We start from the raw sequence: 19,274 nt of genomic DNA, 5'->3' as shown, positions 1-19,274 counted from the left end.
ATCGTGGGGAAAAGCACTGGACTTAGCGACTGTCGGACAAATGCGTGCCGCGCCGCTCAACGGTCGTCGTCGCGAACCGACGACGGGTGGCGGCACAACGGCGTCACCGCGATCTTCATGTACGGGAAAAGCGGTAACGCGATCAGGATGTCGTGCAGTTCCGCGTTGCTTTCCACGTCGAACAAGCTGAAATTCGCGTACTCGCCCGCGATACGCCAGATATGGCGCCACTTGCCGCTGCGCTGCAGTTCCTGCGAATACGCCTTTTCACGCGCCTTGATTTCGTTCGCCGTGTCAGCCGGCATATCGGCCGGAATGGCCACATCCATACGTACATGGAACAGCATGGTTCGTCCTTTGTTATCGATTGATTTTCGTCAGGCCGTCGCGCATGAAATGACGCACGCGATCCTCGTCGAGCTCGATGCCGAGCCCCGGCCCGGTCGGCACGGTCAGTTCGAAATCGCTGTAGTCGAGCGGGCGCGCCAGGATTTCCTCGGTAAGCAGCAGGGGGCCGAACAGTTCGGTGCCCCACTGCAAGTGCCTGAAACTGGCGAAGAGATGGGCCGACGCGATCGTGCTGACCGCGCCTTCGAGCATCGTCCCGCCGTACAGCTCGATGCCGGCGGCATCGGCAATCGCCGCGACCTGTTGCGCGGCAAACAGCCCGCCGCTCTGCTCGATCTTGATCGCGAAGACATCCGCGCCCGCGTTCCTCGCGATCTCGAATGCGCTTTCCGGGCCTTGCAGGTTCTCGTCGGCCATCAGCGCGACAGGGAAGCGGCGCATCAGTCGGGCAAGCGCCGCCGGCGACGCGACCGGCTGCTCGATCAGTTCGCAGCCGGCGTCCGCCAGCGCCGGGATTGCCCACGCCGCCTGCGTCTCGCTCCACGCCATGTTGACGTCGACCCGGACGGAAGCCTGTTCGCCGAGCGCTTTCTTGATTTCCGCGACGTGCCGGATGTCGGTCTCGGGTGCCTTCGCACCTATCTTCAGCTTGAAGATCTTGTGACGGCGCGCCTCCAGCATCCGCTCGGCTTCCGCGATGTCGTTCGCGGTATCGCCTGAAGCGAGCGTCCACGCAACCGGCAGCCGGTCGCGGCAACGGCCGCCGAGCAACTCGCTGACGGGCACCCCGAGGCGCTTACCGTGCGCATCGAGCAGCGCCGTCTCGATCGCGCTCTTCGAGAAGTGATTGACCTTCACCAGCTTCCCGAGATGCGCCATCAGATCGCGGACGCGCGTGGCGTCCCTGCCGATCATCGCCGGCCCGAGGTAGACATCGATCGCCAGCTTCATCGACTCGGGCGATTCCGGCCCGTAGCCCATCCCCGCGATCGTCGTTCCCTCGCCGAGGCCCACGACGCCGTCGCTGCAATATACCTTCACCAGCATGAGGGTTTGTCCGTACATCGTGGCGACTGACAGACGGTGCGGTCGAATGGTCGGCAGATCGACGAGAAACGTTTCGACGCGTTCGATAGTGGCGGTCATGATCCATGCTCGTGAAATAATTCACTGGATTTATAAACGCCCGGTCGCGGCACTGTCCAACACCTTTCAGGATGGTTTCCATGCACCCAAGGTATATTGTTCGATAGGCGCGCTCCCGCACGCCGTCTCGCTCGTCGGTCGAGTCATCGCGATGGCTGGCGACGCAACCCCGACGCAGGCCCGGTCAGCCCAGCGTGCCGCGTCGCTGCTGGTCCTGCTCCTGTGATTCAAACAGGGCTTTGAAATTTCCTTCGCCAAACCCGTCCTCACCGCGACGTTCGATGATCTCGAAGAAAACCGGCCCGATCTGACGCTTCGTAAAGCGCTGCAACAAAATTCTCGTGGGCCCCTTTCCGTCGACCAGCAGACCGCTTTCGGCCAATCGGGCCACATCCAGGCCATGTCCGGGAAGACGTGCGTCGATCGCCGCATAGTAGTTCCTGGACGGTGCGGCCATGAACTCAATACCGGCCGCGGCGAGCTTGCGGATCGTGTCCTCGATGTCCGACGTCAGTAGCGCGATGTGCTGGATTCCTTCTCCACCGTAATCACGGATGAATTCGTCGTTCTGGTTGAGCACGCCCGGCCGATCGTGTGCGGCCGCAGCGACGGGAATCGATACGCGGCCGCAAGGGCTCACCATCGAACGCGCGCGCATTCCCGACATGTGCCCCTTGACCTCGAGGTACTGCTTCTCCGCAAAGCCAAAGGTGTCGCGGTAAAAGTTTGCCCACTTGTCCAGATTCCCGGGATGCACGATGTTCGACGTGTGGTCGACAGCCAGGATGTTCGCATCCACCGTTGCGCCATTCCTCGCATCGACGGGCATCGAGAAATTTCCCGCAAATTCGGTGTCGACGAAATACACGAGGCTGTCACCGATTCCCAGGATCGTGGGCGCATCCACAACGAACTCCCCCTCGACGACGGCCGACGCCGGCAACGCCCCGCCGGCCAGTGCCTGCGCATGAGCGAGATTCGCATCGTCGACGCGGATACCCATCGCGCGCACCGACGCGCCATGACGTCGCTCGAATGCGTTCGGGTTGCCGTTGACGAGGAACACGGCCGCGCCCTGAGTCATCATGAACACGCCGCTCTTCGACTTTCCGTACAGCCGGAAACCGAAGTGTTCGAAGAGCCCGACGAGTTCCATCGGGCGGGCGGAAACGAATTCGACAAAGGCAAATCCGTCGGTTTTTGCGCGGGCTTCCATCATATTAAATAGGAATCCATAATTTACTGGATGAAAACGGCACTTGAAACGCAAGGAACCATCACGCATGCGCTCGCCTACCTGCGATTCACCGCGACTCCCATGACTCGATAGGTGCGCCACCGCCCGAATGGGCGGCACGCTCGATTCCGGCGCTGTCGTGCCTGAAAATGGAAGCGGGTGATGAAGTGCGGCTTACTTTCTCGTCGCGGCAACGACCTTGATTTCGACGATGAGTTCGGGCCGGGCCAGCGCCGCAATGCCGAGAATCGTCCACGCCGGGAAATCGGACCGGATGTAGCGTTCCTTCACCGCGCGAAACACGGCGAGGTGAGCCCCGACATCGACATGGTAGGAAACCAGTTCGACCACGTCCGAGAAGTCGAGCCCCAGATGCTCGAGAATCGCCTCGATGCGCTTGAACGCGACATCGATCTGCTCTTCGGGACTGTCCGGGATCGAGCCGTCGGCGCGCAATCCGATCTGGCCGGAAATGAACGCCAGCCCGTTGGCAGTCACGGCCGGCGAGTATTGAAACAGGTCGAAAATGCGGTTGCTCCCGAAAGTGGCGTCGTCTTCGGGAAGACGCAGGCGTTCGATATGGCTCATGGCGGACCTTCAATCAGATAGGGGACGAGGAAAGTGAATCCAGCGCGCCTACTCTAAGCGTCTGCCCGGACCGCTGTCTGTATAGCGAGTTACCAAATCAGCCCAGAATCTTCGACGGGTCGATGACCCAGATGCGTCGCTGCCTGATCTCGATCGCACCCAGTTCGGTGAGCCGCTTCAACGCGCGCGTAACGGTAACGCGCGTCGCACCGGTCATGGCCGCGATCTGTTCGTGCGTCAACGGAATCGAAATCATCGTGCCGTCCACGCGCTTCTCGCCGTACAACTCGGCCAGCCTGCCCAGCAGTTCCCCGATTCTCATGTCGGGTTTCGGGAGCGCGAGGTATCTGATGCGGGAGGCCAGAACGCGTTGCTTGAGCGCGACGATGCGCATCAGCGAGATGGCCAGTTCGGGCCAGGACGGAATGGCCCCGGTGATGACCCGGATGTCGAATTCAATCAGTTCGGAGCGCTCGGCAGCGATGGCCGTGGCAATGCGAGGGAGGCCGTCCATCGCCGGACTCTCGCCGAACATCGCCCATGGCCCCATCATCTCGAGCATGAATTCGGACCCGTCGGTCTGAAAGATCGAGACCTGGATGCGCCCCGACAACAGGAAGTAGAAGGTAAAGCCGAGTTCGCCCTGTCGATAGACGGTGGCGCCCTTTTCCACCTTCATCTTCCGGCCGAGATGAGCAGCACGAATCCATACACCCGCGGTCGCGTCGTCCATGTGCCAGGTTTCCGTCGTGCCCAACGCGCTTTTGCTCAATCCAGCCTCCTCGGTTATCGATCCGCAGCTCCTTTCCCGAACTCACGGGCACGGAGCAACATACTTTATGCGATCCATTCGAAAGCAGGTGCAAACTCCACCCGACGCACCGGGATTATGGAAATCGTGATGGATGGCTGCGCGATGCGGCTTACGCTCGGCCGATGACCGGGCCCGTATCGAATCGCCCACGCCCGCTGGCATCCCGCGCGTCGGTTCCTCGTCTCCCGTCATCCGCATGGAGAATGCCAGCGCCGGGCTCTGCGTCTGCCGGTTCGCCATTGCGTGCCACCACGCGCCCGTCTGTCTGAAAGACGCGCAGGGAAAGCGGCATGTCCTCGCGCCCCGATCCACGAGTGGGCTCACAGTCGGTCCGGTTTGCCAAAGCCGCTCGCCAAATGGCCCCGCGTTCTCCGATGAATCTCGCGCCCGGCCAGTCCGGTATTGCGACGAACGACATGCCGGGCTCGCCAATAAAAAACGGCCCGCATCAATGCGGGCCGTGACGGAATGCACTCCGCTTACTGTGCGCTGCCTTGCGTCGACACCGAACCCTTCAGGCCGACCGATGCACTGCCCTGCGCCGGACGGGTCGCGCCTTCGAGGGTTTCACCGGCCTTTGCCTTCGCACCGCCCGCGACGCCGCCCGCCGTCGATGCCGCGCCTTGCGCGTGGCTCTTCGCCGTACCGGCGACATGCTTCACGTGCGACTTCGTCGAGTGAACGGCGGAGGCTCCGGCCTCCTTCGCCGCACCCGCTGCCGAACCGGCCGCGTGCGTCGTGCCGCCGACCGTCTTGCCGACGACGTTGCCCGCCGCGGAACCCGTGCCCGTCGCGTTCGCGCCGGCCTGCACGCCCGCGCCGCCACCGAGCAGCGGCGTCTGAACCTGTGCACCTGCGCCGGCTGCGCCCTGCGCACCGGTCTGGGCCGTCTGTGCAAAAGCAGCCGACGTTGCCATTGCCGTCAGTGCCGCGCCCAGCAGAATCGTACGGATCTTGTTCATGGTCATTCTCCCCAAAGACGTTGTTGCTGCGAGCCGCCTTCGTGCGGCTTGTCGCATGCCTCGCCGCGACGTGCGGCAGGTGGAGTTAATGTAGCGGCGCCGGCGCGCAAAACGACTGATTTGCAGGGACTGTTACTTCCGTTGCAAATGCTGACGATTGACTCACATACTTTGACAATCGGAAGTAAGCAGCGGGCTGGAGGCCGTACTTGCGGGAGAAGCCGTGAACACGCCTGGAGAGGTGCGTCGCGACGGGTTACTCTGTAACGGCGATGCCCCGATCGTCGCGTGTCGGGAAGCCCGGCAGGTGATGCGGCGTGTGAGAGAACCAGCTCGTTCGATAGCATTCCGAATAATTTACGTCAACCAACCTTCGGTAAAACCCGATAACCCGCTTCCGGCGATCGGTTCAATGCCGCCGGATATGCACGCCGCCCCTCCGGCGTTCCCCGACGCGCTGCATGCAAGCCTGAACACCTTTTCCGGCGGCACATCCGGCGCCCGCCAGTCGAACACCGCCCCCGGATCGTCGTCGAATTCGACTGACGACAGTATCCGCTGCACGTCGAACGGATCGGCACCACGAGTGTCCAGTGCGCGGTCGTGGTCCGGTTCCCCGACGAAACCGAGAAAGTACGGCTTCGACAGGATGACGCCCGTTACCGGCGAATACCGGTTCGTCGTCGCAACGCCTCTTTCTGCCGCACGCGGCCCGACTCGCCCATCGGCGGATCGGGCCTCGCTCGCGCCGCCCGGTCAAGGCCGGAACGTATCGCCGAGTACGACGCCTTCACGACGCGGATCGGTGCCGCCCTGCAACACGCGCGACTGGCCGGACGTCACGCGCATCACGGTGTTGACGCCACTCGCCTGCGCCGACGTCGACACTTTGTGCCCGAGCGCGAGCAGCCCCGTGATGAGCGGATCGTTCGCGCCGTTGTTCGCCGTGTTGACGTTCGGATGCTCGCCGCCGATCGTGGTCGTCGGGCTGTTGCTCGCGCCGAAATCGACCAGCCCGGCGGACTGCTGCGCATCGAGGCCCCAGTCGAGCGCGCCGACGAGCGTCTTGACCACGTACTGTGGGATCGTGCCGCCGCCCGGCGACCCGGTCGCCATCACGAAATCGCCGCGCGATCCGTCCGCGGCCTGCGCGAACACGATCGTCGGCGCCATCGAGCTGCGCGGCCGCTTGCCCGGCTGAAGGCGGTTGGCCACCGGATTGCCCGCGACGTCTACCGGGTTCGCGGAAAAGTCGGTCAACTGGTTGTTCAGCAGGAAACCGTTGGTCATGTGAAACGAGCCCATGCTCGACTCGACCGTCGTCGTCGCGCTCAGCACGTTGCCGTCGCCGTCGACGATCGTGAACTGGTTCGTGCCGTGCTCGATCAGCGTCGTATCAACGCCGAGCGGCGCCGCGGCGAGATTGCCGGGTTGCGCCGTGCCCATGCTCCGGGTCGGGTCGATCAACGCTGCACGCGACTTCAGGTAGGGCTTGTTCAGCAGCGTGTTCCACGTGCCGCCCGGCAGCGGCACGAAATCCGTGTCGGCCACGTACTTGTCTCGGTCGGCATACGCAAGCCGTTCGGCCTCGGTCACGAGGTGCACGCCCGCGACGGTCGGCTTGCCGCCTTCGAGATCGATCGCCGTCGGCTTCAGCGACTTCAGGTCGTAGTTCTCGAGCATGCCGAGCGCCGACGCGACCGCGATGCCGCCCGACGACGGCGGCGGCATTCCGCAGACCCAGTAGCTGCGATAGGTCGTGCATACGGGTTCGCGGCGCTTCGCCTGATACGCGGCCAGATCCGCGACGCTCGTCTTGCCCGGAGTGAGCGTCGACCCGTCCGCACCCTTCGTCGCCGCGATCTTCGCGACGATGTCCTGCGCGATCTGCCCGGTGTACAGCGCGTTCGCGCCGGACTGCGCCATCAGCGTCAGCGTGCGCGCGTAAGCGGGATTCTTCAGTACGGTGCCGAGGGTCTTCGGCGAACCGTCGGCGTTCAGGAAATACGCGGCGGCCTCGGGGTCGCGCTTCAGGTTCGCGGCGTTCGCCGCGATCGCGTCGGCAAGCCGGCCGCCGATCGGGAAGCCGTTGGTCGCGAGCGTGATCGCATCGCCGAACAGGTTCCGCCACGGCAGCCGGCCGTGGTCCTGCTGCAGCGCCTCGATGAGCCTCGGCACGCCGATCGTGCCGATCGAGCGGCCGCTCGCGCGGGCGCTCGGCAGCGGCGCGGACCGGTCGGTCGCGTCGTCGACGTAGCGCAGGTAGTTCTCCGTCGCGGCGGCCGGCGCGGTTTCCCGACCGTCGTATGCCTGCAGCGTCTTGCCGTGCGCGTCGTAGTAGAGCAGCACGCCGCCCGACCCGAGGCCCGTCGCTTCGGGCACCGTGAGGCCGAGCACGGCCTGCACGGCAACCGCCGCGTCGGCCGCGGTGCCGCCCTGCTTCAGCACCGCGCAGCCGGCCGCGCTCGCGTGCGCGTTCGACGTGGCCACCAGATAGGTCTTCGCATAAACGGGCTTCATCCCGGTGCGATAGCCGGACGACGCCTCCGGCAGCGACGGATCGCCCGGCTGGTTCGAACCCACCACCACCGTCGCGCCGCTGTTGTCGACCGCGAGGCAGCTCGCATCGGTGGAAGGTGTCGTCGCGCGGGCCGCTTCGTTCTCGACGTCGCCGCCGCATGCTGTCAGCAAGGCGGCCGCGAGCAGCGCGGGCGCATACGGAAAAATCGCTGTCGTGTTCATTGTCTGTCGGTGTTCTTGTAGGTCGTTGCGATGAACGTCACGCTGCCGGCGCCCCCTCGGTGCGCCGGCAGCGCGTCCGATAGTCCCATGAACGAATTTTTTTTCGCAATAAGGAAATGACGCAATGCGAACGGACGTTGCGTGCGCAACGTCATCGCGCGCGCACGCCGGAGACGCATGGTGCACTGCGTCGCGATACGATGCGACGCGCGCGCACGGCCGGTGTCGTCGCTGCGTTACCGCACGGCCCGACGTCGCTTGCCGGCTGCCCGGCCGTCGCGCGCAAAACCGCTCTCCATCGCGTCGATCGCCTCGGAGAAGAACTCCAGAAACATCGTCATCGCGACGGTCGCGCTCATGTCCGCCCGCTGGTAGATGCAGCTGAACGAGCGCGCGCCCGCATCGGCGAGCGGCGTCCACGCGAGTCGGCCGGCGGCCACGTCGTCCGCGACGTTCTCCGCGATCAGGAAGCCGATGCCCACGCCTTCGGCCGCGAGTCGCCGCACCATCGGCACGGAGCCAGTCTCGACCAGCGGCCGCACGCTGCGCGGCTGCCGCGCGTCGATCTGGTCGAACATCGCGCGCAGCTCCGTATCGGGGGTCATCAGGATCAGCGGGTGCGCGAAGCAATCGCGCATCCGCACCTTGCCGCCGCATGCCGCGAGCGGATGGCCGGGCGCCGTGACGACGCCCAGCGGCTGTGCGAACGCACGCACCTCGACGACGCCGGACGACGTGCGGCGGCGCAGCGCATAGCCGATATCGGCTTCGCCCGTCTCGACCCAGCGCACGATGCTCTCGCCGTTGCCCGAGCGCACGCTGTACGTGACGCCCGGATAGCGCTGCATCGCCGCGAGGATCGCGTCGGGCACGAGCCTTTCCGCCGTCGACGCGGGCACCGCCAGGTTCACGTGCCCGCGCCGCAGGGCGCGCAGATCCTCGACCTGCGTCAGCGCGTTGTCGAAGTCGCGCTGGCCGCGCCGCACGGCCGCGATCACGATCTCGCCGGCGAGCGTCAGCTGCATGCCGCGCGGCAGCCGGTCGAACAGCGGCACGCCGACCTGCTCCTCGAGATTGCGGATCTGCTGGTGCACGGCCGCGGCCGTCAGGTGCAGCGCTTCGGCCGCCTTGCGAATCGAGCCGCGCCTCGCGACTTCGTCGAAACAGCGGAATGTCTGCGATATCGAACGCATGAGGGTTCCGTTAGATTTTTCCGAACAGGCCGTCAAGAATAATCCGGTTTTGCTGACTCGCCGAATCGACTAGATTCCGCTGCATTCCCGTGTCCGATTCGAATGGAGACCGCAGTGACGACCGTCGACCAGATCACCCAGCGCCGCCGCGGCGTCGGCCTCATCGCCCACGATCCCGCGCTGTCCGCGGGCGGCTATACGCTCATCGCGCCGCAGACGGCGGGCGGCAACGTCTATCTCGTCGACATCGACGGCGAAGTCGCCCATCACTGGAAAATGCCGGTGCGCCCCGGCCGCCATGCCGTCATCCTCGCGAACGGCAACCTCGGCTACAACGGCAACCACCCCCGCTCCGAATCGCGCTACGCGCCGTGGTCGATGTGGCACGGCGGCGAATTCCGCGAAGTCACGCCGCAAGGCGAAACCGTGTGGCGCTACGAGGATCCCGCCCACCATCACGACGCGCAGTGGCTGCCGAACGGCAACCTGCTTTACGCCGCATGCGAGCCGGTCGATCCCGCGTTCGCGCGGCGCGTGCCGGGCGGCACGCCGCACGGCGACGACGAGGTGATGTACGCGGACGTGATCCGCGAGGTGAACCGGGCCGGGCAGATCGTCTGGGAATGGCATGCGCGCGAGCATCTGCGGCCCGAGGATTTTCCGATTGCCGCCGGCTTCGGCCGCTACCACTGGCCGCTCGTCAACGGTCTCGCCGTCGACGCGGACGGCCGCGTGCTGATGAGCCTGCGAACGACGTCCGGCATCATCCGCGTGAACCGCGAAACCGGCCGCGTCGACCTGCATATCGGGCCCGACGTCGTGTCGCACCAGCATGCGCCGGTGCCGCTCGCGAACGGCAACATCCTCGCTTTCGACAACGGCAATTTCCGCCACGGCGCGCATGTCGCGTTCTCGCGCGTCGTGGAAATCGACCCGGCGACGCAACGCATCGTGTGGTCGTATTCGGACGACGTAGTGAACCTGTTCTACACGCCGTTCATGGGCAACGCGCAGCGCTTGCCGAACGGCAACACGCACGTCACGGAATCCTCGACGGGCCGGCTGTTCGAGGTGACGCCCGCCGGCCAGGTCGTCTGGGAATACGTGATCCCGTGGTTTGCCGAATACCCGGACGAAGCGGCACGCAAGACCGGCCCCGGACAGTTGAACAGCGTGTTCCAGACGTTCCGCTACAGCGCCGCGCAGCTTCCCTGGCTGCGGACCTGACATTCCGTTCGCCGCCCGTTTCCGGCCCACGCCGTCGTTCGCTACCGAGAGGCCTGCCGTGTCGCACGATCCGATTTCACCGCCCGTCGATACGCGGCTGCCCGCGTGGCAACTCGTGCTGTTCGGGCTGCAGCACGTGCTGTCGATGGCCGCGTCCCCGATCACGGCCGTCTTCCTGATCGAAAAAGTCCTCGCGCTACCGGCGGACCTGACGGTCCAGCTGATCGGCGCAACGTTCTTCGCCTGCGGCATCGGCACGCTGCTGCAATCGCTCGGCGCCGGCCCGATCGGCGCCCGCATGCCGTTCGTGATGGTGCCCGGCGGCGCACCGACCATGCTGTTCGCGGGCATCGCCGCGCAATCGGGCCTGCCCGTCGCGACCGGCGCCGCACTGCTTGCCAGCGCGTTCTACTGGGTGCTGCTGCCCGTCTTCACGCGCTGCCTGCGGCTCTTTCCGCGCGTCGTCGTGGGCGCGATGCTGTTGCTGGTGTCGGTCAACCTGCTCCGGATCTACGCGACGATCGTCGTCGGCCAGCCCGGCTCGGCCGACTTCGCGCAACCGCGCGCGCTCGGTCTCGCGCTGGCGACGATCGTCGCCACCGTCGCCGTGGCCGGCGCATTTCGCGGCATGCTCGGGCGCCTCGCGGTGCTGATCGGCCTGATGGCCGGTGCGACGCTCGGCTGGGCGCTCGGCGCAATGCCGGCGTTCGACGACGTGTGGCGCGGCCCGCTGCTCACGCATCCGGTGTGGCTGCCGTTCGGCATGCCGCGCTTCGATGTGCTGGCCGCCCTGCCGCTCCTGATCTTCACGGCGATCTCGATGGCCGAGGCCACCGCGCAGACCGTCGCCGTCGGCGAAACGTGCGGCAAGGCAATCTCGCTGCCGCGCGACGTGCCGAAGACGATCCGCGGCGATGCGATCGCATCGCTGGTCGGCGCACTGTTCGGCACGCCGTTGATCGTGACCAGCGCCGAGAATATCGGCGTCGTGCAGACGACCGGCGTGCGCTCTCGCTACGTGACGGCCGCCGCCGGCGCGATCCTGATCGTCATCGCGCTGTGCGCGCCGCTCGCTCGGCTCGCGTATGCGATTCCGGCCCCCGTGGTCGGCGGCACCGCACTGGTCGTGTTCGCGATGATCGGCGTGATGGGCATCCGGTTGCTCGCCGGCACCGATCTGCACGCGCGGGCCAACCAGTACACGCTCGCGGCCGCGCTCGTCGTCGGCCTCGCGCCGATCCTGGTGCCGAACCTGTACCGTCATTTCGGCGCGCCGGTGCAGATCGTACTCGGCAACGGCATGGCAGCCGGTACGCTCGCGGCTATCGCGACCCAACTGACGTTCGCCGCCCTCGAACGGTTGAGGGCGCGCGAGGGCACGGCGGCAACCGCTGCGCCCTCGCCTTCGCGCGACGCGTAACGGCGACGGCAGGAAACGGGGTGCGCTACCGCGCGCAGGCGATGTCGCGTTCCGCGCGTCGAGCCCGGTCGCACCCACCGATCCGACACTCGGCTTCCGCACCGGGCTTGTCGGGTCGATATCGGTCGACGATGCATCGTTCGAAATATGGATGCCGAAACGATGAAACGATATTGCCCCGTTGCTTCGTCGCGCTGCCGCTCTCGCGCGTTTGCCCGACGATGCGCAGCGTGCCGCGCAGACGGCACGCGTACCGCGCACCGACGTGCCCGTTGCATCGGGGCCGGCCGGCCCGCCGGCCATCGGAACGATTGCCGGCGTCACCGCGTTCCGGCTATAAATCGTGCATGGACACGAATCGCTGGATTATCGACCCGCTCGGCACCTTCCGCACCTGGCAGGAAACGGCCGCGACCGGCGCCGGCCGCCGGCCGTTCGCGCCGCGATCGGTCGTGCAGCACGTCGCGATGTTCGAACGATTCCTGCGTCATCTGAGCGCACACCGCGTGTCGCTGGCCACGTTCGGGCCCGACCACGTTGCGGCCTTTCTGGCGGAGCTCGACCGCACGTGCGCACCCGGCACATCGACCCGCATGCGGTACGCGAAACTGATCGACCGGCTGGGCCGGCATCTGGTCGAAGCCGGCGTGCGCACGATGCATCCGGCCGGCCGAACCACGCGCGATCTCGCATGGCCGGACAGCGAGCCCGAGCCGTGCTTCCTGCCACCCGACGCGGACGCGGCGCTGCAGCGCCACGTACAGCCTCGCCCGGGCGACACGCCGGCCGACTGCCGCAATCGCGCCATCGTCGCTCTGCTGCTGGCGAGCGGCATCACGTCGGCCGAGATTCGCGCGACGACGCATGACGCGACGGATCTCGACGCGCAGCCGCCTGCGCTGTCCGTGCCGCGCGATCGCGCGCGGCCGGCGCGCCGGATCGCACTCGCGGAATTCGCGCTGGCGCCGCTCGCCGCATGGTACGCGCGCACGCCGGAAGCAGCGCCAGCGGCACGGCTGTTTCCCGCGCCGCGCAGCGGTGGCGCGATGAACGACATGTTCCTGGTGCTCGTGGTGCGCGACGCACTGACCGCGATCGGCTTCCACGCGGCGGACATGAGCCCGCGCGTGCTGCGCAACACGTATGCGCGCCGCCAGTTGCTCGCCGGTCATGCGCATGCCGATGTCAGCGCGATGCTCGGCCTCGTCAGCGCGCGAACCGTCACGCGCCTCCGGCAGACGCTGCCGCCCGACGCGGCGGCCGATCGCGCCGCGCATGAACGCTGATCCCGCACCCGTTGCGGGCCCGAGGCTGTCCCGTTCGCTATTCGCCCGGCGTCGACCGGATCAGCCGCAGAATCCGGGTGTCGTACGGCGACTGCATGACTTCCGCGATACGCACCTCGGACGCAGCCGGATGCAGCGGATTCAGCAGGAAGTTGTGCGCGTGGGGCACGACGACGCTCGGGACGCGCAGCAGCGCGCTCGGCTGCTTATGCAGCCACTCGGTGCCGGCGCTGCGGGTCCAGTCGACCTGGGTTCGCCAGTCGTCGGGCGCGTCGCCCTCCGCGATTTCGGCGATATCCACCGATTCGGACGCCTCGATGCGAAGCAGCTGATACCCGCTCGGCAATTGCGCGACCGTGGCGATTTCGAAATGGACGAGCGTCTCGAGCAACGCGAGCGCCGGATGCTCGGCGAGATACACGACGGGCTGCCCGGCGTAATGCCAGCGCCCGCCGGCGCGCAACCCGCCGATGCCTTTCAGGTCGGCGTAATTGCTGATTCGCCACAGCGTCGTCAAGCGAAGTACCCCTCGTCGATCTGCGTGAGGACTTCCTCGACGAGTCGCGCGCCGTGCTCGGTGCTCGCCATGTCGAGAGACGTGCGGCCGCCGAAGCGCTGGAGCCCGTTGCGCAGCCACGCCATTGCCTTGTCCTGATCGCCGAACGTGGCTGTAGCCTGCGCGACGATGCGCGCGAGGCGGATCGCCTTGTCGGATTCCTCCGGCGACAGGCGTTCGTGCGCCTGGCGGCGGTGGCTCAGCGTGCGGCGCGGAATGATGAAGGCCAGCTCGTCCGATTTCAACCCGCGCTCCGACAGCCGGTCGATCACCGAGACGTCGACGCGCGCACTCGCCAGCTCGGCAAGATCGGCCCCCGATCGGACGCGGATCGCCAGCAGCTGTTCGAGAATCGTGAATTCGGCCTGACGCGGATGCGCGACGCCTGACGGATGGAAAGCGATGGTGCTCATGACCTCTCCCGGCAATTTGCCCAATCATTATAGGCGTTTTGCCGAAAATGTGCGGGAAAGGCCGGAAGCGTGCCTTTGGCACGCTCGCCAGGCTAGTTGCAAAGTTGGCCGCGAATCGAAGATTCGCCTCGGTGAGGGGATACAGTTATTCAGTATATAAAGTCCCGAGCTATATCTTCCGATTGTCACGTAACAACTTTTTACCGCACCCATTCCCGCTCGTGCCCGTCCACCACGCCCTTCACCCGAACGAGGCGGAGAGGCCGACTAGGCTACGGCCAGGAAAGACGATCGTCGGGCATGACCGTCCATCGCGCCCGGCGAACCGCCGCCCCTCAAGCCGGACGCCGTCCCGATATCGTGCATTTCTCTTCCCGACTCACGAGCACCCGGTATCAGCTGGCCCACGCGGACGAGCGGATCACGCTGCAGAAATTGCCGGCGCGGAAATTCGGATCCTTGTCCGCGAGCACGTCAGCCTTCACGTTGCCGAACGTCGTGTCCGGCTTGTGCCTGATCCCATCGTAGAACGCCTGAATGATGTCTTCCTTGAAGCGCGGCGTACGCGGATGCGCGCGGACGATGGCCTCGCGTTCGACGTCGCTGTATTCCGGATACGTCAGGCCCAGCACATCCATCTCGACGCCCGCGGTGACGAGCGCGATCACCGGATGCATGTGCTGCGGGATGCCGGGCGTGGTATGCAGCGCGATCGACGTCCACACGACGTCGATGTCCTGCTGCGAGATGCCCTTGCCCTTCAGGAAATCGCGGGCGGCATTCGCGCCGTCCACTTCGAAGCGCTCGCACGCGCTGCTGTGCCGGTGCGTGAGCCCCATGTCGTGAAACATGCAGCCGCAGTAAAGCAACTCGGGATCGTACTCGAGCCCGCGCCGCCGGCCCGCGAGCGCCGCGAAATAGAAGACCCGGCTGGAATGATGGAACAGCAACGGTGACGCGGTATCGCGAACGAGTTCGGTGATCTCGCGCGTCAGTTGGCTATCGGGAATGGTGATGCCTGCAACGTCCTCTGTCATGATCGACCTCCATTGGAAACACCCCGATTTTCCGGCGTCCGGGGGCTGTCTTTAATGGACTTGTTGCGTCGAATCCTGCCATTTTGCGTGACGGACGGACACGGCGTCCGCGCGGCCGGATGAACGCCGGGAACAGGCTCCGCCACGCGCCCCACGCACTGCCGGCGCCTCTATACTGCTACGCGTCACGTTCGACACAGCACGCAACCGATCATGCCGAAGGTCGTGGGAATTTTCGCCGTTCCGGGCGTCCAACTACTCGATGTCTCCGCCCCGCTCGATGTCTTCGCCCAAGCGAACGCCGAGTGCGGGAAGCCGTTCTATACGTTGCGGGTCATCGCGAGCGAGCCCGGTCCGATCCGCAGTTCGTCCGGGACCCGGTTGCTGCCCGACTGGATCGTTCCCGACATTCCCGAGCGTATCGACACGCTGCTGGTCGCCGGCGCGCCGAGCGCCGGCCGGATCGCCCTGCGCACCGACGTCCTCGCCTGGTTGCGATCGGCGGCGGTGCAAAGCAGGCGTTACGGCTCGATCTGTACCGGCGCGTTCATCCTCGCGGCCACCGGCCTGCTGAAAGGGCGTCGCCTGACCACGCACTGGGCCGCCGCGGACGCACTTGCCGAAGCCTATCCGTCGCTCGCCGTCGACGCGGACGCGCTGTACGTGCGCGACGGCAAACTGCGCACCGGCGCCGGCGTCACGGCCGGGCTCGATCTCGCGCTCGCGCTGGTCGACGAGGATCTGGGCCGCGAGATCGCACGGCGCGTCGCGGCGCAACTGGTCATGTACTTCAAGCGCCCGGGCGGGCAACTCCAGTTCAGCCGCAAGGGCGAAGCGCGCCCCGCAGGACGTTCGGTGCTGCAGGAGGTGCAGCGCTGGATCGCGGCGAACCCTGAACTCGACCATTCCGTCGCAACGATGGCAAAGCATGCGGGCATGAGCCCGCGCCACTTCGCACGTCTGTTCCGCGCGGAAGTCGGTACGACGCCGGCCGCATGGGTCGAGGCAACCCGCATTTCGGCGGCCCGACACCTGCTCGAGAGCGGCCGTCACTCGCCGAAGCAGGTGGCCGCGCAATGCGGCTTCGCGAATGTCGATACGCTCAGGCGGTCGTTCACGCGACACGTCGGCGTCACGCCGGCCGAATACAGGAAGCAGCAGGCGCTTCCGGCCGAGTGACTCGACCGTGCCCGCACGGTACGACAACGGCACCGCCAAAATGCTTCGGAATCCGATTCATCATGTCGACACGACGTCGCCAGCCGATCGCCGCTATTCCGTTCTCACAGACCGGGCCGGCATTCCCGTCAAGCACAAGCCGGCAGGGCAGCCCGCCAACCGATCGATGCCGAACCATCAGACAAAACACACTCCGATGCGCGATCGTTTACCCAGTTGCAATAATTATTCGCTGGAACGCGTATTTCCGACCGGTAACGTGATCGCTACGATGCAATCAACCCGCTGAACGCAACATGCGAAGCGCGAAATCAACGAAACCGGAGGTCATCATGAAGTCGTTCATCTACGCCGTCGTCGCCGCAACCGCCCTGTCCGCCTCGTATGGCGCCTTCGCGCAATCGAACCCGTCGGATCAGCTGACGCGCGCCCAGGTCCGCGCGGAACTCGTCCAGCTCGAACAGGCCGGCTACAAGCCCGAAGTCTCCGATCAGTATTACCCGCGCGCGCTGCAGACCGCACAGGCCCGCGTGACGAACGCCGATGAAGCCGGCTACGGTGCGCAAGCCGCCGCCGGCGTGCGCGCCGGCCGCGCGATCGCGGTCAGGCAGGAAGGCCGCGACTCCGTGTATTTCGGCCAGTAAGCCGGTCACGCGCCGCGTATTCCTCGGCGCGCGGCACCCCCGAAACACCCCGCTCCCGTTCATCGGGGCGGGGTGTTTGATCGTTGGCGGTCCGCTCGCCGGGAACCGATGCCGCCTCGATCGACACGATCCTGCCGATCGCGTGCCGGCGGCACGCCGTTCGCGCAGGCAGCCGGGGTTTGCGCATAGAATGGCCGCGTGGTCGGCGCCGGCCGAAACGAACGCGAGCGGCACCACGACGCCCGGCATGCCCGATCGTCGTCGCACCCGCCGGTCGGCCCGATGCCGCACTCAGCGCATTTTTCGAAAAGGAGCGGTTTCATGTCTCAAACATCCGGTTCCATGATCACGTTCAGCCGCCCGGACGGCCAGGAACTCCAGGGCTACCTCGCCAGGCCGGCCCGGACCGAAGGCGCGCCCGCGGTCGTCGTCATCCAGGAATGGTGGGGGCTGAACGACCAGATCCGCGGCGTCGCGGATCGTCTCGCACGCTGCGGCTACTTCGCGCTCGTGCCCGACCTGTATCGCGGCAAATCGACGGTCGAGGAGGAAGAAGCGCACCATCTGATGACCGGACTCGATTTCGGCGACGCGGCCTCGCAGGACATCCCGGGCGCGGTGACGTATCTGAAGACGCTGGCATCGCGAGTCGCGGTGACGGGTTACTGCATGGGCGGCGCCCTCACGCTGCTGTCGCTGCAGTTCGCCGATGCGGACGCGGGCGTCACGTGGTACGGCATGCCGCCGCTCGACTACCTCGATCCGGCAAAGCTCAAGGTGCCGCTGATGGGCCACTGGGCCACGCAGGACGTCTTCTTTGCGATCGACCAGGTCGATGCGCTGGAGAAAAAGCTGACCGATGCGAAGGTCGACGTCGAGTTCCATCGCTATCTCGCCCATCACGCGTTCGCGAACGAAACGGCCGTCGGCCCCGGCCGCATCGCCGGTACGCAGTTCGATCCGGTGTGGTCGCAAAACGCATGGGATCGCACGCTCACGTTCTTCGGTCGCACGCTGTGGGACAAGCAGCGGTAACGTGACACCTCCGTCATCCATCGCCGGCCACCAGGCCCGCGATGGGTGACGACGCAAAAAGAAACGCCACGGACTCGGTCGTCCGTGGCGTTTTCATTTCCGCGTACAGACAGAAGCGGTTTCCCGCCCCTGCCCCGCGTCAGGCTCAGCCGTTCGCCGCTGCTGCCGACGCAGCGGCCGGAGCGGCCGCCTTGTCGTAGTCGACCGGCGCATCCGGCGCGCGCGGCGCCTCGCCGGCGCGTGCGATCCACCCGCCGCCCAGCGCGCGATACAGATCGACCAGATTGGTCCAGCGAGCCAGACGCGCGCTGATCAGCGACTGCTGCGCCGAGTACAGATCCGTCTGCGCGGTCAGCACCGACAGGTAGCTGTCCACGCCATTCCGGTAACGAAGATCCGACAGGTCGAAGCGGCGCTGCTGCGCGTGCTCGTTGCGCTCCAGCGCCGCGATCTGCTGGTCGTACGTGCCGCGCGCGGCCAGGCCGTCCGACACCTCACGGAACGCCGACTGGATCGCCTTCTCGTAGTTCGCGATCTCGATGCGCTTCTGCACGTGTGCAAGATCGAGGTTCGCGATGTTCGAGCCGCCCTCGAAGATCGGCAGCGCGATGTTCGGCGCGAACGACCACGCCGCCGTGCCGGCCTTGAACAGGCCGCCCAGCGTCGTGCTCGACGTGCCGAACGCCGCCGTCAGCGAGATCTTCGGGAAGAACGCCGCGCGTGCCGCGCCGATGTTCGCGTTCGCGGCCAGCAGCGTCTGCTCGGCCTGCATCACGTCCGGACGACGCGTCAGCAGGTCCGACGGCAACCCGGCCGGCACGTCCGTCAGCAGGTTCTGCGCGTCGAGCGGCATGCCCGCCGGCAGATCGTCCGGCAGCGGCTCGCCGATCAACAGCACCAGCGCGTTCAGCGCCTGCGCACGCGAACGCGCCTGCGACTGCTGGTTCGCGAGCGCCGTCTCGACCACCGTCTGCGCCTGGCGCAGGTCGAGTTCGGAGCCCGTGCCGTTGTCGAACTGCAGCTTCGTCAGGTTGTACGACGCCTGCGCGGTCTTCAGCGTGTTTTCCGTGACCTTCAGCAGGTCGTCGGTCGACAGGAGCGTCAGGTACTGATCGGCGACTTGCGACACCAGCGAGATCTCGCTCGCCTGCCGTGCGTACGCGGTCGACAGGTACTGCGCGAGCGCCTGGTCCTTCAGGCTCTGCACGCGGCCGAACAGGTCGAGCTCCCACGACGCGGACAGGCCCACGTTGTAGACCCGCGACAACGTCGCGGGCGCGCCCGCCGACGCGATCCCGGCCGGATAGCGCTGGAGGCTTTCGCTGCCGACGCCGCCCAGCGTCGGGAACAGGCCCGCGCGGGTGATCTGATACTGCGCGCGCGCCGCCTCGATGTTCAGCACCGACACGCGCAGGTCGCGGTTGTTCTTCAGCGCGATCTCGATCAG

Annotated in this window: 19 protein-coding genes; 6 read left to right on the top strand and 13 right to left on the bottom strand. The window is 66.3% G+C overall.

Annotated features, from left to right (window positions below; genetic code table 11):
* Positions 1 to 56 precede the first annotated feature (56 nt).
* From catC to GQ56_RS0135485, 9 genes are all read right to left on the bottom strand, one after another.
* The gene (gene catC, locus GQ56_RS0135530; protein WP_031403170.1) at positions 57 to 347 is read right to left on the bottom strand and encodes a muconolactone Delta-isomerase; all 291 of its coding nucleotides are present in this window, start codon (positions 345 to 347) and stop codon (positions 57 to 59) included.
* Between the two features lie 13 nt (positions 348 to 360).
* Positions 361 to 1,497: a muconate/chloromuconate family cycloisomerase gene (locus GQ56_RS0135525; RefSeq protein ID WP_200878020.1), complete on the bottom strand. Its 1,137-nt coding sequence runs from the start codon at positions 1,495 to 1,497 to the stop codon at positions 361 to 363.
* 181 nt (positions 1,498 to 1,678) lie between these two features.
* A complete protein-coding gene (locus tag GQ56_RS0135515; RefSeq protein WP_031403167.1) occupies positions 1,679 to 2,713 on the bottom strand; it encodes a 4-hydroxyphenylpyruvate dioxygenase family protein in 1,035 nt (344 codons plus the stop codon).
* 192 nt (positions 2,714 to 2,905) lie between these two features.
* Positions 2,906 to 3,319 (bottom strand): RidA family protein, encoded by a 414-nt coding sequence (locus GQ56_RS0135510; RefSeq protein ID WP_031403166.1) that lies wholly within the window; start codon positions 3,317 to 3,319, stop codon positions 2,906 to 2,908.
* Positions 3,320 to 3,416: 97 nt separating this feature from the next.
* A complete protein-coding gene (locus GQ56_RS0135505) occupies positions 3,417 to 4,052 on the bottom strand; it encodes a Crp/Fnr family transcriptional regulator (protein WP_152601953.1) in 636 nt (211 codons plus the stop codon).
* Positions 4,053 to 4,612: 560 nt separating this feature from the next.
* A complete protein-coding gene (locus GQ56_RS0135500; protein ID WP_031403164.1) occupies positions 4,613 to 5,095 on the bottom strand; it encodes a hypothetical protein in 483 nt (160 codons plus the stop codon).
* A gap of 357 nt (positions 5,096 to 5,452) precedes the next feature.
* Positions 5,453 to 5,659: a hypothetical protein gene (locus GQ56_RS42405; RefSeq protein ID WP_235212820.1), complete on the bottom strand. Its 207-nt coding sequence runs from the start codon at positions 5,657 to 5,659 to the stop codon at positions 5,453 to 5,455.
* A gap of 192 nt (positions 5,660 to 5,851) precedes the next feature.
* The gene (locus GQ56_RS0135495) at positions 5,852 to 7,837 is read right to left on the bottom strand and encodes a gamma-glutamyltransferase family protein (RefSeq protein ID WP_031403163.1); all 1,986 of its coding nucleotides are present in this window, start codon (positions 7,835 to 7,837) and stop codon (positions 5,852 to 5,854) included.
* Positions 7,838 to 8,073: 236 nt separating this feature from the next.
* Positions 8,074 to 9,030: a LysR family transcriptional regulator gene (locus GQ56_RS0135485; RefSeq protein ID WP_031403161.1), complete on the bottom strand. Its 957-nt coding sequence runs from the start codon at positions 9,028 to 9,030 to the stop codon at positions 8,074 to 8,076.
* Between the two features lie 102 nt (positions 9,031 to 9,132).
* Here GQ56_RS0135485 and GQ56_RS0135480 point away from each other — a divergent pair, with 102 nt between their 5' ends.
* The 3 genes from GQ56_RS0135480 to GQ56_RS0135465 all read left to right on the top strand — a co-directional run bounded on the left by GQ56_RS0135480 (position 9,133) and on the right by GQ56_RS0135465 (position 12,963).
* Complete coding sequence (locus GQ56_RS0135480) at positions 9,133 to 10,257, top strand: aryl-sulfate sulfotransferase (RefSeq protein WP_031403160.1); 1,125 nt, start codon at positions 9,133 to 9,135, stop codon at positions 10,255 to 10,257.
* Between the two features lie 58 nt (positions 10,258 to 10,315).
* Positions 10,316 to 11,677, top strand: coding sequence for a uracil-xanthine permease family protein (locus GQ56_RS0135475; RefSeq protein ID WP_031403159.1), 1,362 nt, complete (start codon positions 10,316 to 10,318; stop codon positions 11,675 to 11,677).
* 347 nt (positions 11,678 to 12,024) lie between these two features.
* Positions 12,025 to 12,963 (top strand): site-specific integrase, encoded by a 939-nt coding sequence (locus GQ56_RS0135465; RefSeq protein ID WP_031403158.1) that lies wholly within the window; start codon positions 12,025 to 12,027, stop codon positions 12,961 to 12,963.
* 37 nt (positions 12,964 to 13,000) lie between these two features.
* Here GQ56_RS0135465 and GQ56_RS0135460 read toward each other — a convergent pair whose 3' ends face one another.
* From GQ56_RS0135460 to GQ56_RS0135450, 3 genes are all read right to left on the bottom strand, one after another.
* Complete coding sequence (locus GQ56_RS0135460; protein WP_031403157.1) at positions 13,001 to 13,480, bottom strand: RES family NAD+ phosphorylase; 480 nt, start codon at positions 13,478 to 13,480, stop codon at positions 13,001 to 13,003.
* On the bottom strand, positions 13,477 to 13,932 hold the full coding sequence (parS, locus tag GQ56_RS0135455) for a type II RES/Xre toxin-antitoxin system antitoxin (protein WP_031403156.1): 456 nt from the start codon (positions 13,930 to 13,932) through the stop codon (positions 13,477 to 13,479). Before parS ends, GQ56_RS0135460 begins: the two co-directional genes overlap by 4 nt.
* A gap of 395 nt (positions 13,933 to 14,327) precedes the next feature.
* The gene (locus GQ56_RS0135450; RefSeq protein WP_031403155.1) at positions 14,328 to 14,969 is read right to left on the bottom strand and encodes an HD domain-containing protein; all 642 of its coding nucleotides are present in this window, start codon (positions 14,967 to 14,969) and stop codon (positions 14,328 to 14,330) included.
* 213 nt (positions 14,970 to 15,182) lie between these two features.
* On the opposite strand from GQ56_RS0135450, the gene GQ56_RS0135445 reads away from it, so the two are divergent.
* From GQ56_RS0135445 to GQ56_RS0135435, 3 genes are all read left to right on the top strand, one after another.
* The gene (locus GQ56_RS0135445; protein WP_031403154.1) at positions 15,183 to 16,148 is read left to right on the top strand and encodes a GlxA family transcriptional regulator; all 966 of its coding nucleotides are present in this window, start codon (positions 15,183 to 15,185) and stop codon (positions 16,146 to 16,148) included.
* A gap of 332 nt (positions 16,149 to 16,480) precedes the next feature.
* The gene (locus GQ56_RS0135440; RefSeq protein WP_031403153.1) at positions 16,481 to 16,792 is read left to right on the top strand and encodes a DUF4148 domain-containing protein; all 312 of its coding nucleotides are present in this window, start codon (positions 16,481 to 16,483) and stop codon (positions 16,790 to 16,792) included.
* A 321-nt stretch (positions 16,793 to 17,113) separates the two neighbouring features.
* Complete coding sequence (locus GQ56_RS0135435) at positions 17,114 to 17,827, top strand: dienelactone hydrolase family protein (protein WP_031403152.1); 714 nt, start codon at positions 17,114 to 17,116, stop codon at positions 17,825 to 17,827.
* A 145-nt stretch (positions 17,828 to 17,972) separates the two neighbouring features.
* Here the strand turns inward: GQ56_RS0135435 and GQ56_RS0135430 are convergent.
* Positions 17,973 to 19,274 (bottom strand): efflux transporter outer membrane subunit (locus tag GQ56_RS0135430; RefSeq protein ID WP_031403151.1); only part of this gene is annotated, 1,302 nt, incomplete at its 5' end.

The sequence above is a fragment of the Burkholderia paludis genome (assembly GCF_000732615.1).
Taxonomy (GTDB): Bacteria; Pseudomonadota; Gammaproteobacteria; order Burkholderiales; family Burkholderiaceae; genus Burkholderia; species Burkholderia paludis.
The sequence above is the reverse complement of the archived record's forward strand: the minus strand, read 5'-3'. Positions and strand labels throughout refer to the sequence as shown.

Bases quoted from the DNA above. Each gene is read 5' to 3' on its own strand.
- catC (WP_031403170.1), bottom strand. From the start codon at position 347: ATGCTGTTCCATGTACGTATGGATGTGGCCATTCCGGCCGATATGCCG.
- GQ56_RS0135515 (WP_031403167.1), bottom strand. From the start codon at position 2,713: ATGATGGAAGCCCGCGCAAAAACCGACGGATTTGCCTTTGTCGAATTC.
- GQ56_RS0135510 (WP_031403166.1), bottom strand. From the start codon at position 3,319: ATGAGCCATATCGAACGCCTGCGTCTTCCCGAAGACGACGCCACTTTC.
- GQ56_RS0135505 (WP_152601953.1), bottom strand. From the start codon at position 4,052: ATGGACGACGCGACCGCGGGTGTATGGATTCGTGCTGCTCATCTCGGC.
- GQ56_RS0135500 (WP_031403164.1), bottom strand. From the start codon at position 5,095: ATGAACAAGATCCGTACGATTCTGCTGGGCGCGGCACTGACGGCAATG.
- GQ56_RS0135495 (WP_031403163.1), bottom strand. From the start codon at position 7,837: ATGAACACGACAGCGATTTTTCCGTATGCGCCCGCGCTGCTCGCGGCC.
- GQ56_RS0135485 (WP_031403161.1), bottom strand. From the start codon at position 9,030: ATGCGTTCGATATCGCAGACATTCCGCTGTTTCGACGAAGTCGCGAGG.
- GQ56_RS0135480 (WP_031403160.1), top strand. From the start codon at position 9,133: ATGGAGACCGCAGTGACGACCGTCGACCAGATCACCCAGCGCCGCCGC.
- GQ56_RS0135465 (WP_031403158.1), top strand. From the start codon at position 12,025: ATGGACACGAATCGCTGGATTATCGACCCGCTCGGCACCTTCCGCACC.
- parS (WP_031403156.1), bottom strand. From the start codon at position 13,932: ATGAGCACCATCGCTTTCCATCCGTCAGGCGTCGCGCATCCGCGTCAG.
- GQ56_RS0135450 (WP_031403155.1), bottom strand. From the start codon at position 14,969: ATGACAGAGGACGTTGCAGGCATCACCATTCCCGATAGCCAACTGACG.
- GQ56_RS0135445 (WP_031403154.1), top strand. From the start codon at position 15,183: ATGCCGAAGGTCGTGGGAATTTTCGCCGTTCCGGGCGTCCAACTACTC.
- GQ56_RS0135440 (WP_031403153.1), top strand. From the start codon at position 16,481: ATGAAGTCGTTCATCTACGCCGTCGTCGCCGCAACCGCCCTGTCCGCC.
- GQ56_RS0135435 (WP_031403152.1), top strand. From the start codon at position 17,114: ATGTCTCAAACATCCGGTTCCATGATCACGTTCAGCCGCCCGGACGGC.